Here is a 14904-nt window from a genome sequence, read left to right on the forward strand (position 1 = left end):
CGCCACCGGAGATGCCATGATAACCGTCTGTTCGCTCGCCCGTTTGCAGGACACCGTGGAGCGGACCGGCGCGCGCCGGATGATCACCTTGATCAATGCGGGAACGCGGGTGGATCGACCCGAAATCATCACTACCGAGAACCATCTGTTCCTGGCCTTCAACGACATCACCGCCCCGGCGGAAGGGTTGACGCCTCCCGGCGAGGCCCATGTTCGCGACCTGCTCGATTTCGTTCACGACTGGGACCGGACGACGCCGATGGTGATCCACTGCTTCGCCGGCATCAGCCGTTCGACGGCGGCGGCCTTCATCACCACCTGCGCACTGGCGCCCACCGCCAATGAGATGGCGCTGGCGACGGCCCTGCGCCGCGCCTCTGCCTCGGCAACGCCGAACTCCCGGCTCGTCGCGCTCGCCGACGAGGTGCTCGGGCGCAACGGCCGCATGGTCGAGGCCGTCCGCTCCATCGGCCGGGGAGCCGATGCCTTCGAGGGCACGCCGTTCAGCCTGTCCGTCGCACCGCGCGACCCGCGCCCGGTTCCGGGGCGCGCATGATCGAGATCGGTCTCAACGCCGTCATCGTCTCCGTTGCCGCTCCCCAGCCGCAGGTTCTGACCATCGCGGCCCCTCCCGACCCCCGCGTCCCCTCGCTCCCGTTCGGGCCCTTTGACCCGACCCGCCACCGGACCTTCGAGATCGGCCTGCGCGAATGGGTGGAGGAGCAGACCGCCTTGAAGCTCGGCTATGTCGAGCAGCTCTACACGTTCGGCGACCGGGGCCGCCACCACATCCATTCCGATGCCGGACCGCATGTGGTTTCCGTCGGCTATCTCGCGCTGGCGCGCCAGACCCCGAAGTCCGACGAAACCCTGACCCAGCAGAACGCCCAATGGCGGTCCTGGTACTCGTTCTTCCCCTGGGAGGACTGGCGCGACGGCATGCCGGCCATCGTCGAGCGCGAGATCCTGCCCGCGCTGGAGCGATGGACGAATGCCCCCGTTCCCAGACACAGCCCGCCGCGCGGCAACACCCGCGAGGACCGGGTGCACCAGGCCTTCGCCATCACCGACGGGATGTGGAACGAGGAGCGCGTACTCGACCGCTACGAGATGCTCTATGAAGCCGGGCTGCTGGAAGAGGCGCGCCGCGACGGGCGCCCCGCGGCGCAGGGGCGCGACAGCCTGCCGCCGCTCGGGCAGCCGATGCTGCACGATCACCGCAGGATCCTGGCGACCGCCATCTCGCGGCTGCGGACCAAGCTGAAATACCGGCCGCTGATCTTCGAGCTGATGCCGCATGTCTTCACCCTGACCGACCTGCAGCGCTGCGTCGAGGCGATCTCCGGCCGGCACATTCACAAGCAGAACTTCCGCCGGCTCGTCGAGAAGGGCGATCTGGTGGAGCCCACGGGCGAAACCTCGACCCAGACCGGCGGACGCCCGGCTGCCCTGTTCCGCTTCCGCCACGAGGTCCTGAAGGAACGCCCGGCCCTCGGGCTGCGGGTCGGCGGGCGCTAGAGCATATTGAATCTGGGCCGATTTCTTGTCGACCAGGTGGTTCCACCTGATCGGAAAGCGCTCTACCGCCCCGTCTTCTGCACATAGGTCTGCGTCGCCACCTCGGCCTCTTCAAGCAGATCCCAGAGCTGCGCCACCTTGTCCGGCCCCATGGCTCGGCGCAAGGCGCCTTCCGCCCGGCGCCAGCCGGAGACTGCCACCTCGAACTCCGTCCGGCCGGCCGCTGTCAGCGTAAAGCGGCGCTCGCGGCGGTCGGTCCCCGGCGCTCCCACGACCAGACCTGACGCATCGAGGCGCTCCAATGCCCGGGTCAGGGTGCTGCGGTCCGCCCCCACCACGTCGGTCAGTTCGGAAGCCGTCATCGCCTGGACTTCAGCAAGCGCAGCGAGAACGGCGAACTGCTGGGGCGTCAGGCCGCTGCCGCTGTCGGCGATGGCCCGCTCGTAGAGACGCGTGACGACACGTCCGGCCCGGTGGATGCGGTGACAGGAGCAAAGGAGGTTGGATGCCATGCAGCAGCCTATCACACCGACCCTATGCGTGCATAGGCACGCAGTTCCGGCATTCCCTTGATCGGAAGAAGCCCGGCTGTTCGCCCTGCCTGTTCAGCCTGGCGCGCTTGCGCCCGCTCTCGCCTCATGTTTATGTGCATATGCACGCTTATGAGAGGACTGACAGATGAATATCGAGACTCGGAGCTTCGGCCTTGCCGATCCGGCTGAAGCGGCAAAGCTCACAGGCATCGGGCAACTGGAGGCGATGCTGACTGGCCGCTTCCCGGCCCCGCCCATCTGCCGGACGATGAATTTCATTCTCACAGCGGCGACGGAGGACGGGTTCGCCCGTTTCGAGGGCGAGCCGTCCTTCGATCATTACAATCCGCTCGGCACGGTACATGGCGGCTGGATCGCAGCCATTCTGGACTCCGCCCTCGGCTGCGCGGTTCACGCAACCCTTGGCGCCGGTGAGGGTTATACGACCATCGAGTTCAAGGTGAACAACGTGCGGCCGGCCTTCGAGACCAGCGGCCTTCTCACCTGCGAAGGCAGGGTGCTGCACCGGGGCCGGCGCATGGCGACCTCCGAAGCCCGGCTCGTCGACAGGGCCGGGAAGCTGATCGCCCATGGCGTCGAGACCTGCATGATCTTCCCCGCCGGCGAGCCACGCTGACAGCAAGCCGCTTGCACTGGCGCGTTCCGGCGCTATTGATCCGCTCATGTCGAGCCAGCATCAGCCCCAAGTCCGGCCCCTGCCCGAGCGCATCTATGCCCCCGCACGCGAGCCGTTCCTCGTCGTGCTGCATCGCGACGCGGACATTCTGGTGATCGACAAGCCGAGCGGCCTGCTCACCGTTCCGGGCAAGGACCCGGCGCTTGCCGACTGCGTCGCGGCCCGGGCCCTGTCGCTCGATCCCGATGCCCGCATCGTCCACCGGCTCGACATGGACACGTCCGGCGTGCTGGTCCTCGCCCTGCATCCGGCGGCGCACCGGCATCTGGGCCTGCAGTTCGAGCGGCGCCATGTCGCCAAGACCTATGTGGCGCGGGTCGCCGGCAGCGTCGGCGAAGACAGCGGCACCATCGACCTGCCGCTTCGCTGCGACTGGCCCAACCGGCCCCGGCAGATGGTCGATCCGCAGCAGGGGCGGCCGGCGCGCACTCACTGGAGCGTCATCGCTCGCGAACCGGACGCGACACGGCTGCTGCTGGAACCGGTGACCGGCCGGTCGCATCAGTTGCGGGTGCATATGTGCGCCCTTGGCCACCCGATTCTCGGCGACCCGCTCTATGGCAGTGCTGAGTCGCGCGAAGCCGCTCCGCGGCTGCACCTGCACGCGGCCAGCCTGACGCTGCATCATCCCGAGGGCGGAAAGCGCATCACCTTCTCCTCCCCCTGCCCGTTCTAGAAACGCCTGTCCGGCAAACCAATTCCGCCGGTTCGGCGCTCCCGGCATTAACCAAGAGCAGGCCCGCGCTCCCCCGTCCGGCGGAAGATTTCCGCGGAGTTTCGGCCCTATTAACCCTCTCTCAAGGTTAAAAGGCGACGATCAAGTCGAACGATCCCGCGTCGGCCTCTGGCTCGGCGCTCAGACCCGATAGCCGCATGGACCGGAGTTGCCGCGTATGACTGGCACGGTGCAGACATTCGAACCCCGCCAGGTTCCGAGTTGGCTCCTCACACGGGACGTCGGCCCGACGCGCAAGCGCCGTAGCGGCAAGACCCGCAGGATTGCACGATGGCGCCTCGCGGTTCTCGCGCCGGCCGCCTATCTTGCCTGGACCGGCGGCATCGCCCAGCAGGACATCACCGCCCTCATCGAAGCGACCCGGGGCAACGCCCCGCGCTGGATGTCCGCCATCGAGGCGGCTCCGCATTCGAGCAGCATCGCGCCCAGCCTCGTTCTGGCCGATGCCTCCCAGGGGCGCACGCCCGACACGCCCGACTACGCCGTGACCAATGCGGCTCCCGGAACCGATGCCGCCGTCATTCGCGGCCTTGAGAACTTCGCCAAGGAAAGTGCGCCGAAGGCTCCTCCCGCGCAAACGCCGGTCAACCGCAAGGTCAAGGGCGATCGCTTCGTCTCGCTCGCCCCGGACCGCCAGATGACCGGCGTCGCCGCCGGCTCGGTCTACACCATGGCCAGCCTGATCGGCACCAAGAGCCAGCCCGACCTGCCGCACGTCGCCTTCGTGCGCCCCAATCTTCCGACCGCGGCCGAGACGACGGCAGTGGCCAGCGCCAAGGGCAAGACGAAGGGCGAGGCGCTCGACCTCGTTCGCCTTGCCATGGCCCGCAACGTTGCCGCGACGAGCGTTTCCTATGCCAGCGCCTATGCGCCGCAGGGCATGGACAACGTGCGCGCGCCGTTCGAGGCGCTGCTGGGCGGCTCCGGCCTGCCGCAGAGCGTGGAAGACGAAGCGGCGCTCGAGACCAATGCCAAGAGCGACCCGTTCTGGTGGGCGGACCGGGCCTTGCCGGCAAGCGTGATCACCGCCAAGGAGCAGCGCTGCCTGGCCGAGGCCGTCTATTTCGAGGCGCGCGGAGAGCCGCTGGACGGTCAGGTCGCCGTGGCGCAGGTCGTCCTCAACCGGGTTCGCAACCCGGCCTATCCGGAGACCATCTGCAAGGTGGTCTACCAGAACCGGCATCTGCGCAACCGCTGCCAGTTCTCGTTCGCCTGCGACGGCATTCCCGACGTGATCAACGAGAAGCCGCAGTGGGAGCTTGCCCAGAAGGTGGCGCGCGAGACGGTCTCCGGGCAGCGCTACCTGGAAAAGGTCGGAGCCTCGACCCACTACCACGCCACCTATGTGAACCCCCGCTGGTCGCGCTACATGAAGCGGCTGGAGCGGATCGGCCAGCACATCTTCTACCGCACGAAAGGTGGCGGCTGGAGCTGATCCGCCCGCCCGTCCCCCCGCTTTCCCGGCCGCGCGGCGGCGTTTTCCCCGCTATCCAGACGGGCTAGGCTGCCGCGCCGCGCGCCGGCAGCCTTCCGTTCAGCATTTCACCCTAAGCCGTTTCCCAGTTCCGGCGCGCCAGCGCATTGACAGCAATTCCATTCAATTGATCGATTTCCGGGAGACGGCGATTTCATGTTTCTCCTGTATGCACGCGCACAGCTTTCCGCAGTCATATCGTCATCCTCCACATGCAAATTGGACAGGCGTCAGTCTGAGTCGGCCTCCCTCCGTGACGGGCTGATGGCTCGCAAGGTCATGCGCGAGGCGACCGCGCCGGCGTCCTCCGGCGACGGGGGCACGAACCGCGAGGACATCCGAAAACCTTTGGAAGACGGCCAGCGAGCAAGGGCAACCGGAATGGCAGGGGCAACCGGAATGAAAGACACAGCCGAAGGGATCGCCGGCAACCGGCGTACCGGTCCCAGCCTGCCGCTCTTCATGACCCAGGCCGAGGCCGCGCTCGACTACGCCTTCCAGCCGATCATCGACATCCATTCGGGCGAGGTCTACGGCTACGAGGCCCTGCTGAGGCAGGTCGAGAAGCTCGGCTTCCGCGCCCCCCGCGACGTTTTCGATCATGCGGCCGACATCGGATGCCTCGCCGAAATCGAGACGCTGTTGCGGCGCAAGGCGATCGCCAAATTCTCCCGCATGGGCGTTTCGGACAAGATCAAGCTGTTCCTCAACATTGACGCGAGGAATATCGCCGCGATCGACGAGATGCTCGAAGCGACCGTCTCGGCGGCCAGGGTCTACGGCCTTTCACCCGGCAACATCTGCCTGGAAATCCCGGAGATCCACGAACGGCTGGCTCAGGACGGTCTGCGCAGCCTCGTCGGCAAGGCGCGCGATCGCGGCTTCGGGATCGCGCTCGACGATTTCGGCCAGGGCTACTCGCAGCTTAGGGTGCTGTACCAGTACGAGCCGGGCATCCTCAAGATCGACCGCTTCTTCATCACCGCCCTGCAGAACGACGCGCGCAAGCGGCTGTTCGTGTCGAGCGTCGTGGAACTGGCGCATGTGCTCGGCATCCGCGTCGTCGCGGAAGGCGTCGAGACACCGTCCGAGCTGCGCGCCTGCCGGGATGTCGGCTGCGATCTTGTTCAGGGGTATGTGATCGCCCGCCCGTTCACCGACCTTGCCGAGCCCCGTTCGATCTATGCCGTTCCCACGGACCGCCCGCACCGCGCCGACATGCGCAAGTCCGTCGACCGGGACTTCCTCGAACGGGAGATGGTCAGGCTCGAGGCGATCATTGAGACCGGCAGCGTCGCGCAGGCGCTGGAGATCTTCCAGGCCAATCCCCACCAGACGGTGCTGCCGGTGGTCAATTCGGCCGGCGAGCCGCGCGGGCTGATCCGCGAACCGGACCTCAAGAGCTTCCTCTATCTCTCCTTCGGCCGGGACCTCCTGCTCAATCCGACGATCGACAACCACCTGCGCCGCTTCATCCGCCCCTGCGCGGTGGCGGACATCAACGCGCCGCTCGACCGTCTCGTGGATCTCGGCTCGGACGACTTCTCCGACGGGCTGCTGGTGACGCGCGGCGGACGCTATGCCGGGTGCCTGCTCGCCGGTTCGCTGCTGAAGATTTCCAACGAGGTTCGCCTGCAGATCGCCCAGGACCAGAATCCGCTGACCAAGCTGCCCGGCAATTCGGCGATTTCCGACTATGTCTCGCGCGCCTGTGCCGACCCGTCCCGCGACCGCGCCTTCTGCTATGTCGACTTCGACAATTTCAAGCCGTTCAACGACGCCTATGGCTTTCGCATCGGCGACCGGGCACTGATCCTGTTTTCGGAGTTGATGAAGCGCCGGCTCGACACGCTGCGCGCCTTTATCGGCCATGTCGGCGGCGACGACTATTTCGTCGGGCTGGAGGAATGGTCGCCGGATCGCACCCTTCGTCTGATGTCGGATCTGCGCGGCGAATTCGCCCGCAATGTCGAGAGCCTCTACAGTCCCGAACACCGGCGGCAGGGCTATATCCAGGCCGAAGACCGCAAGGGACGGTCGCAGACCTATCCGCTGCTGACCTGCTCCATCGCCATCCTGCACATCCCGACCGGGCTTTCGATCGAGAATCTCGACCTGCTGAGCAATCACATCGCCCGGCTCAAGCACCGGGCAAAGGCCGAGCCCGGCGGCGTCACTGTTGCCAGCTTCGGCGCCGACGGCGAGGATCGCTCCTCCAGCGAGGCCCTTCACAGGATGGCCGACAGGCTGCGCGAGGCGCTGTAATCCGCGCGGTTCAGCCGATCTCGATGTCGAGCCCCAGGTCGAGCACCGGCGCGGAATGCGTGATCCAGCCGACCGAGATCAGATCGACGCCGGTTTCGGCAATCGCGGCGACAGTGTCGAGGGTCACCCCGCCCGAGGCTTCCAGCACCACACGTCCGCCGGCGATGGCGACCGCCTCGCGCAGCGTTTCGGGCGGCATATTGTCGAGCATCACCACGTCGGGACGCGCCTGAAGCGCCTCGCGCAACTGGTCGAGCGTGTCGACCTCCACCTCGATCCGCACGAGATGCCCGGCGAAACGCCGCGACGCCTCGATGGCGTCCCGCACCCCGCCGGCGACCGCGATGTGGTTGTCCTTGATCAGGATCGCATCATCCAGCCCGAAGCGGTGATTGGCGCCGCCGCCGCAGCGCACCGCGTATTTCTCGAAAGCCCTGAGACCCGGCGTCGTCTTGCGGGTGCAGACGATGCGCGCCTTCGTGTGGGCGATGCGGTCGGCGAACGCGGCCGTTGCCGTCGCCACGCCGGACAGGTGGCCGAGATAGTTCAGCGCCACCCGCTCGGCCGACAGCATGCCGCGCGCAGGTCCCCACACCCGCATCACGACGTCCCCCGGCTCCAGCCGGTCGCCATCGCGGGCGAGCCGCTCCACCTCGATCGACGGATCGCTGAGACGGAAGGCGGCGGCGGCAAGATCAAGGCCCGACAGGCGGCCGGGGCGGCGGGCGGCGATGACCGCTCTTGCGCCGATCTCCGGCGACAGCGTCGCCTGGGCAGTGATGTCGCCCGCCCTGCCCCAGTCCTCCAGCAGCGCGGCGCGCACGGCATCCTCCACCATCAGGGCAGGCAGAACCGGCAGGTTGGTCGCGGTACCCGCCATCAGCCCTCTCCCCCGGCCGGCAGCGCGGCGACGGCCTTGCGGCCGATCTCGCTCTCCGCCGCCTCGCGCACGACGGCCGCGACATCGCTCGCGGTCAGATAGGAGCGCCGGGCGAAGGCCGCATCCTCCTGCGGATAGTCGGCGCGCGAATGGCTGCCCCGGCTTTCCCGCCGCAGCAGCGCCGCCGCGGCGACCGTCTTGCCGGCGGTCATCATGTTGCGGATCGAGCGGCGGGTGCAGCGGGTCTCGAGCGCATCGATCACGGCGAGTGCCGCCGTCAGGCCCTCGGCCGTGCGAACGACGCCGACCCCGTCGGCCATGGTCTGGCGCAGCAGGCTGATCGCCTCGCGCTCCACCTCGTTGCGCCGGCTCGGCTCCTGGATATGGTCGTCGATGCCGGGCCAGTGGGCGGTGCGCGGGTTGGGCATCTGGTTCTGGATGTCCTCGGCGACGCGCGCGGCAAAGACCACCGTCTCCAGCAGCGAGTTGGAGGCCAGCCGGTTGGCGCCATGGGCACCGGTCGAGGCGACCTCGCCGGCCGCCCAGAGATTGTCCAGCGAGGTGCGGCCGTTGGCGTCGGTCAGCACGCCGCCCATGTGATAGTGCTCGGCCGGCGCCACCGGGATCGGCTGGCGGACGGGATCGATGCCGGCCTCAAGGCAGGCCGCATGGACGGTCGGAAAGCGGTCCGCGAAACTCTCGCCGATCGCCTCCCGGCAATCGAGAAAGGCGCCGCGCCCGGCAAGGTTCTCCGCGAAGACGGCGCGCGCCACCACATCGCGCGGCGCCAGATCCTTGAGGGGAACCTCCGCCATGAAGCGGCGGCCGTCGGCATTGATCAGCGTCGCACCCTCGCCGCGCAGGGCCTCGGAGGCGAGCGGCGCCGGATCGCGGCCGACATTGAGCGCGGTCGGATGAAACTGCACGAATTCGGCGTCGGCGATCACCGCCCCCGCATTGAGAGCCATGGCGAGGCCCTGGCCGTTGGCCTCCGGCGGGTTGGTCGTGACGGCGTAGAGATGGCCGATGCCGCCGGAGGCCAGCACCACCGCATGCGCGGGAAACGCCAGGCGCTCGCGGTCGCCGCGCCGGCGGGCGAGCACACCGGTGACGATGCGTCCCTCATGCTGAAGCTGTTCGCCGAGATAGCCCTCGACCACGCGGATCGACGGGGTCTTGCGCACCGCCGCCACCAGCGCGTCCATGATCGCCCGGCCGGCCATGTCGCCGCGCACGCGCACGATGCGGTTCATCGAGTGGGCGGCCTCGCGCGACAATTGCAGGCGGCCCTCCAGGTCCATGTCGAAGGGAACGCCATAGCCGAGCAGGTCGCGAACCCGGTCGCCGGCCTCCTCGGTCATCAGGCGGACGATCTTTTCCTCGCACAGCCCGCCGCCGACGGCGATCGTGTCGGCGGCATGGGCGGCGGCGCTGTCCTCGTCGGAGACGGCTGCGGCAATGCCGCCCTGCGCCCAGGCGGAGGAGGCGCCTTCGCCGATGGGTGAGGCGGAGAGGATGGTGACCGGGCGCGGCGCCAGTTTCAGGGCGCAGAACAGGCCGGTCAGGCCGCCGCCGAGAATGACGACATCGTCGATATGGGAAGTCACGGGACGTGGCGACGTCATGAATTTCGTCCGGAAGACCGGCTGCCGGGCGGCAGCCGGAGGAACGACGGTCGGGGCGGGCCGCCACGCGGCGCTGCCGGACGCCAAGCGCCCGGCATCGGCTCAGTTGCCGTTCGACCGGCGATCAGCTCTTGAGGTTGATCATCCGCTCGACCGCACGGCGTGCGCGGGTGGCAACCTGCGGATCGACCGTGACCTCATCCCGCATTTCCAGCAGGCAGTCGAGGATCTTCGACAGGGTGATGCGCTTCATGTGCGGGCACAGGTTGCACGGCCGCACATAATCGACACCCGGCGTCTCCGAGGCAATGTTGTCGGCCATCGAGCACTCGGTGACCAGCATCACCTTCTCCGGCCGGTTGGTCTTGACCCAGTCGATCATGCCGGCGGTGGAGCCGGTGAAATCGGCCTCGTCGACCACCTCCGGCGGGCATTCCGGATGGGCGATGATCTTCACGCTCGGCTCGATCTCGCGATATTCGCGCAGCTCCGCCGCTGTGAAGCGCTCATGCACCTCGCAGGCGCCGGCCCAGGTCAGGATCTCGACATCGGTCTGCCGCGCGACATTGGCCGCCAGATACTGGTCGGGGATCAGCAGCACGCGCGGCGCGCCGAGGCTCTCCACCACCTGCACCGCATTGGCCGAGGTGCAGCAGATGTCGCATTCGGCCTTCACGTCGGCCGAGGTATTGACATAGGTGACGATCGGCACGCCCGGGTGCTTTTCGCGCAAGGCCCGCACATCGGCGGCGGTGATCGACTCGGCCAGCGAGCAGCCGGCCTTCATGTCCGGGATCAGCACCGTCTTGTCCGGATTGAGGATCTTCGCCGTCTCGGCCATGAAGTGGACGCCGCACTGGACGATCACGTCCGCATCGGTCTTCGCCGCTTCCTTCGCCAGCGCCAGGCTGTCGCCGACGATGTCGGAAACGCCGTGGAAGATCTCCGGCGTCATGTAGTTGTGGGCGAGGATGACGGCGTTGCGCTCCTTCTTGAGGCGGTTGATCTCATGGATCACCGGCGCCAGCACCGGCCACTCGATCTCGGGGATCAGGTGGCGGACCTTCTCATAGATCGGCGCGGTCGCCTCGGCGACTTCCGCAGTATAGGCAAGATGAGGACGCGGCAGCATCGAATAGCCGCTGGCCCTTGCGGGTGCGGCGGTCGAGCATCCGGACATGCTGCCGATATCGAGTGCGATGGTGGCCATGGCGACCTCCTGACTTCATCCGGGCTGCGGCACCGCCGCGACACCCGCCCCCTACCGAGCGGCCTGACATCCATTGGCCTTTCGGCCGGACGAATGTCGTTTTGCTCAACTTGAGCATAAACTGGTGTTTAAAAAACGCGGCCTTAGCCGACGCTTATGCTCTCTTGGCGCATATATAGGCGTGCCGGACGCGCTTGCCAACGCGTTTGTTGAAGAGAAGCCGGCTTTTTGTCGGACAAATCCGGAAAACCCATTTTCCGCAAAGACTTGCGGCACGGATGCGGCGATGGACCGAATTGTCGCAGCCGGGGCCGACAGGCTGCCGGCGACCATCCTCCGGACGGCAAACCGGGCGCGGAAGCCGGGAGAGCTCTCCGTGCCGAGGACCGAGACCTTACGGACCTTGACTGCCGGATCGCATCCGACCGCCCCCAACTCATTCACGCCGTAAATGCAAAGCGCAAAGATCTTTCACTTTTCGACATGGGCGGCTTCCTCCATAGTCGCGATCAAACTGTCAGCCGGGCCCGGTCCAGCCGGGCCGCCGATCTCAGGACCCCCGTCATGACGTCCCCCGTCTCCGCCCCGCTTCCCAAGGCGTCCGTCAACCTGCCGCTGATCATCCTCTGCGGCTGCCTGATCGCCCTGCTCAGCTTCGGCCCGCGCTCCGCGCTCGGCCTGTTCCTCGCCCCGATGACCGAGGCGCGCGGCTGGTCGCGCGAGATCTTCGCCCTCGCCCTCGCCATCCAGAACCTCGTCTGGGGCGCGGCGCAGCCGGTCGCCGGCATGGTCGCCGACCGGTTCGGCACGGCGCGCACGCTCGCCTTCGGCGGCATCGTCTACACGCTCGGCCTGTTGCTGATGGCCCAGGCGGAAAGCCCGCTGCTGCTGCATGTCGCCGGCGGCGTGATGATCGGCCTCGGCGTCGCCTTCTCGTCCTTCTCGCTGGTGCTCGCCGCCTTCGGGCGCGCCGTCACGCCGCAGCGCCGCTCGCTCGCCTTCGGCATCGGCACGGCGGCCGGCTCCTTCGGCCAGTTCCTGTTCGCCCCGCTTTCCCAGGGCCTTATCGACGGGCTCGGCTGGCACGACAGCCTCTATGTGCTGGCCGGGCTGATGCTGCTGATCCCGTTCCTGGCCGTGGCGCTGAAGGGCAAGCCGGCCGCCTATGTGCCGGGCTCGGCCATTGCCGACCAGAAGCTCACCGAGGCGATTGCCGAGGCCTTTCGCACCCGCGGCTTCATCCTGCTGACCTTCGGCTTCTTCGTCTGCGGCTTCCACGTCGCCTTCATCACCGTGCACCTGCCGCCCTATATCGCCGATCTCGGCCTCGATCCGAAATGGGGCGCCATCGCCATCGCGCTGATCGGCCTGTGCAACGTCTTCGGGGCGCTGGCCTCGGGCTATATCGGCGGACGCTGGTCGAAGCCCTATTTCCTGTCGCTGATCTATCTCGGCCGGGCGATTGCCATCACCCTGTTCCTGATGGCGCCGGCAACGCCGCTGAGCGTGCTGATCTTCGCCGGCACGATGGGCTTCCTGTGGCTCTCCACCGTGCCGCCGACCTCGGGCCTCGTCGCGGTGATGTTCGGCCCGCGCTACATGGCAACGCTGTTCGGCTTCGTGTTCTTCTCGCACCAGATCGGCTCGTTCCTCGGCGTCTGGCTCGGCGGCCGGCTCTACGACCAGACCGGCTCCTATGACGTGATCTGGTATCTCGGCATCGCCCTCGGCCTCTTCGCCGCCATCGTTCACTGGCCGATCAAGGAAGAGCCGGTCGCGCGGCTGGCCGGCGCACCCGCCCAGTAAAGGCAGGCGGGACCTCCACGACACACGAAAGGGCGCGGGACCTGCCGGTTCCGCGCCCTTTTGTCGTTTTGCAGTGCCTGCCGTGTCAGCCGGCGATCTTCGAGAAGTCGGCGACCTCGCGGGTCGCCTCGCGGATCTCGGCGAGCAGCCGCAGGCGGTTGAGGCGCAGGTCCGCATCCTCGGCATTGACCAGGATGTCGTCGAAGAACCGGTCGACCGGCGCGCGCAGGCCGGCCAGCGCCGTCATCGCGCCGGCAAAGTCCTCGCGCGACAGCGCGTCGCGGATCTCGGCGCGCGCCGTGTCGATGGCCGCCGCCAGGGCGATCTCCGCCGGCTCGGCCAGGTGATCGGCATGCGGCGCGCCGGAAATGACAGTGCCGTCCTTCTTCTCCTCGGCGCGCAGGATATTGGCCGCGCGCTTGGTGCCGGCGAGAAGATTCGCGCCGTCCTCGGTCGCCAGGAACGCGCCCAGCGCCTCGACCCGGCGCACCACCATCAACAGGTCGTCCTGCCCCTCCAGCGCGAAAACCGCGTCGATGAGGTCGTGACGGGCGCCCTGCTCGCGCAGATGCACTTTCAGCCGGTCGGCGAAGAAGGCGAGAAGGTCGCCGCCGGCCTCTGCCATCGCGACATTCGCACGGACAAGGAGCCTGGACAGCGACAGCCGCAGCCCGTTCTCCAGCACGATGCGGATCACGCCGAGCGCAGCGCGGCGCAGCGCGAAGGGATCCTTCGAGCCGGTCGGCTTCTCGTCGATGGCCCAGAAGCCGGTCAAGAGGTCGAGCTTGTCGGCGAGCGCCACGGCGACGGCGACCGGATCGGTCGGCACCGCGTCGGACGGGCCTTGCGGCTTGTAATGCTCCTCGATGGCGCGGGCGACAGAGGCGTCCTCGCCTTGCCGCTCCGCATAGGTGCGGCCCATCTGGCCCTGCAGCTCGGGGAACTCGTAGACCATCTGCGTCGGCAGATCGGCCTTGGCGAGACGGGCGGCGCGCGCCGCCTTTTCCACATCGGCTCCGACCAGCGGCGCGATCTCGCGCGCCAGCGCCTCGAGCCGGTTCACCCGCGCGCCCTGCGTGCCGAGCTTCTCGTGGAAGACGACGCTGTCGAGCTTCGGCAGCCGGCTTTCCAGCGGCGCCTTGAGGTCGGTTTCCCAGAAGAAGCGGGCATCCGACAGGCGGGCGCGGATCACCTTCTCGTTGCCGGCGATGATCGTCGCCCCGCCATCCGAGGCAACGATGTTGGAGACGGCGACGAAGCGGTTCGACAGGCGGCCGGTTGCCGGGTCGCGCAGCACGAAGCATTTCTGGTTGGCGCGGATGGTCAGGCGGATGACCTCGTCGGGCAGGTCCAGGAACGCCTCGTCGAAGCTGCCGACCAGCACCACCGGCCATTCCACCAGGCCGGCGACTTCCTCCAGCAGCCCCTCGTCCTCGACCAGTTCCAGGCCAAGCGCCATGGCGCGGTTGCGCGCGTCGTTGACGATGATGTCCTTGCGCCGGTCGGCATCGAGCACGACCTTGGCCTTTTCCAGCTTGTCGGCATAGTCGTCCAGCCTCCGCACCTCGAAGGCGTCCGGCGAAAGGAAGCGGTGGCCGCGCGTCGTGTTGGACGAGACGATGCCGTCGATCTCGAAGGGCACCACCTCCGGCTCCTCGGTCTCCGGCCCGAAGGTCGCGACGATGGAGTGGAGCGGGCGCACCCAGCGAAGCTGCCCGGCGCCCCAGCGCATCGACTTCGGCCACGGGAAATTGCGGATGATGCCGGGCATCGCCTCGGCGACGATGTCTGCGGTGGCGCGGCCGGGCTTTTCGATCACCGCGACATAGAAATCGCCCTTCTTCGGATCGGAGACGACCTGCGCCTCGTCGATGGAGGCAAGCCCCGCGCCGCGCAGGAAGCCTTCCAGCGCCTTCTCCGGCGAGCCGACGCGCGGGCCCTTGCGCTCCTCGCGGGTCGGCTTCGACCCCGCCGTCAGCCCGGCGATATGCAGCGTCAGCCGGCGCGGCGTCGAAAAGGCCTTGGCGCCCTCATAGGTGACACCCGCATCGACCAGCGCATTGGTCACCAGCGACTTCAGGTCCTCGGCCGCGCGGCGCTGCATGCGGGCGGGAATTTCCTCGCTGAAAAGCTCCAGGAGAAGATCGGGCATCGGGAGGT

General features: G+C 67.8%; 12 protein-coding genes. 7 read left to right on the plus strand and 5 right to left on the minus strand.

Annotated features, from left to right (window positions below; translation table 11 throughout):
- Window positions 1-16 precede the first annotated feature (16 nt).
- Window positions 17-556 (plus strand): tyrosine phosphatase family protein, encoded by a 540-nt coding sequence (locus P2PM1_RS05810; protein WP_186394964.1) that lies wholly within the window; start codon window positions 17-19, stop codon window positions 554-556.
- Window positions 553-1518: an NAD regulator gene (locus tag P2PM1_RS05815; protein WP_186394965.1), complete on the plus strand. Its 966-nt coding sequence runs from the start codon at window positions 553-555 to the stop codon at window positions 1516-1518. Before P2PM1_RS05810 ends, P2PM1_RS05815 begins: the two co-directional genes overlap by 4 nt.
- 62 nt (window positions 1519-1580) lie before the next feature.
- Here P2PM1_RS05815 and P2PM1_RS05820 read toward each other — a convergent pair whose 3' ends face one another.
- Window positions 1581-2030 carry a MarR family winged helix-turn-helix transcriptional regulator gene (locus tag P2PM1_RS05820; RefSeq protein WP_186398468.1) on the minus strand — a complete coding sequence of 150 codons (450 nt, stop codon included), beginning with the start codon at window positions 2028-2030 and terminating at the stop codon, window positions 1581-1583.
- Window positions 2031-2196: 166 nt separating this feature from the next.
- On the opposite strand from P2PM1_RS05820, the gene P2PM1_RS05825 reads away from it, so the two are divergent.
- The 4 genes from P2PM1_RS05825 to P2PM1_RS05840 all read left to right on the plus strand — a co-directional run bounded on the left by P2PM1_RS05825 (window position 2197) and on the right by P2PM1_RS05840 (window position 7223).
- Window positions 2197-2688 carry a PaaI family thioesterase gene (locus P2PM1_RS05825; RefSeq protein WP_186386917.1) on the plus strand — a complete coding sequence of 164 codons (492 nt, stop codon included), beginning with the start codon at window positions 2197-2199 and terminating at the stop codon, window positions 2686-2688.
- Window positions 2689-2734: 46 nt separating this feature from the next.
- On the plus strand, window positions 2735-3424 hold the full coding sequence (locus P2PM1_RS05830; protein ID WP_186398469.1) for an RluA family pseudouridine synthase: 690 nt from the start codon (window positions 2735-2737) through the stop codon (window positions 3422-3424).
- Between the two features lie 217 nt (window positions 3425-3641).
- Complete coding sequence (locus P2PM1_RS05835; RefSeq protein WP_208985194.1) at window positions 3642-4919, plus strand: cell wall hydrolase; 1278 nt, start codon at window positions 3642-3644, stop codon at window positions 4917-4919.
- A 438-nt stretch (window positions 4920-5357) separates the two neighbouring features.
- Window positions 5358-7223: a GGDEF domain-containing protein gene (locus P2PM1_RS05840; RefSeq protein ID WP_186398470.1), complete on the plus strand. Its 1866-nt coding sequence runs from the start codon at window positions 5358-5360 to the stop codon at window positions 7221-7223.
- Window positions 7224-7233: 10 nt separating this feature from the next.
- On the opposite strand, the gene nadC is transcribed toward P2PM1_RS05840, so the two are convergent.
- From nadC to nadA, 3 genes are all read right to left on the minus strand, one after another.
- Window positions 7234-8103 carry a carboxylating nicotinate-nucleotide diphosphorylase gene (gene nadC, locus P2PM1_RS05845; RefSeq protein WP_186398471.1) on the minus strand — a complete coding sequence of 290 codons (870 nt, stop codon included), beginning with the start codon at window positions 8101-8103 and terminating at the stop codon, window positions 7234-7236.
- On the minus strand, window positions 8103-9728 hold the full coding sequence (locus P2PM1_RS05850; RefSeq protein ID WP_186398472.1) for an L-aspartate oxidase: 1626 nt from the start codon (window positions 9726-9728) through the stop codon (window positions 8103-8105). The genes nadC and P2PM1_RS05850 overlap by 1 nt, the downstream gene beginning before the upstream one ends.
- A 124-nt stretch (window positions 9729-9852) precedes the next feature.
- Window positions 9853-10908, minus strand: coding sequence for a quinolinate synthase NadA (nadA, locus tag P2PM1_RS05855; RefSeq protein ID WP_244293008.1), 1056 nt, complete (start codon window positions 10906-10908; stop codon window positions 9853-9855).
- 594 nt (window positions 10909-11502) lie between these two features.
- Here nadA and P2PM1_RS05860 point away from each other — a divergent pair.
- Window positions 11503-12744, plus strand: a complete 1242-nt coding sequence (locus P2PM1_RS05860; RefSeq protein WP_186398473.1) for an MFS transporter — start codon at window positions 11503-11505, stop codon at window positions 12742-12744.
- Window positions 12745-12829: 85 nt separating this feature from the next.
- Here the strand turns inward: P2PM1_RS05860 and glyS are convergent, their stop codons facing one another.
- Window positions 12830-14896 carry a glycine--tRNA ligase subunit beta gene (gene glyS / locus P2PM1_RS05865; protein WP_186398474.1) on the minus strand — a complete coding sequence of 689 codons (2067 nt, stop codon included), beginning with the start codon at window positions 14894-14896 and terminating at the stop codon, window positions 12830-12832.
- Between the last annotated feature and the right edge of the window lie 8 nt (window positions 14897-14904).

This window comes from Stappia sp. P2PMeth1 (assembly GCF_900185735.1).
Classification (GTDB): Bacteria; Pseudomonadota; Alphaproteobacteria; order Rhizobiales; family Stappiaceae; genus Stappia.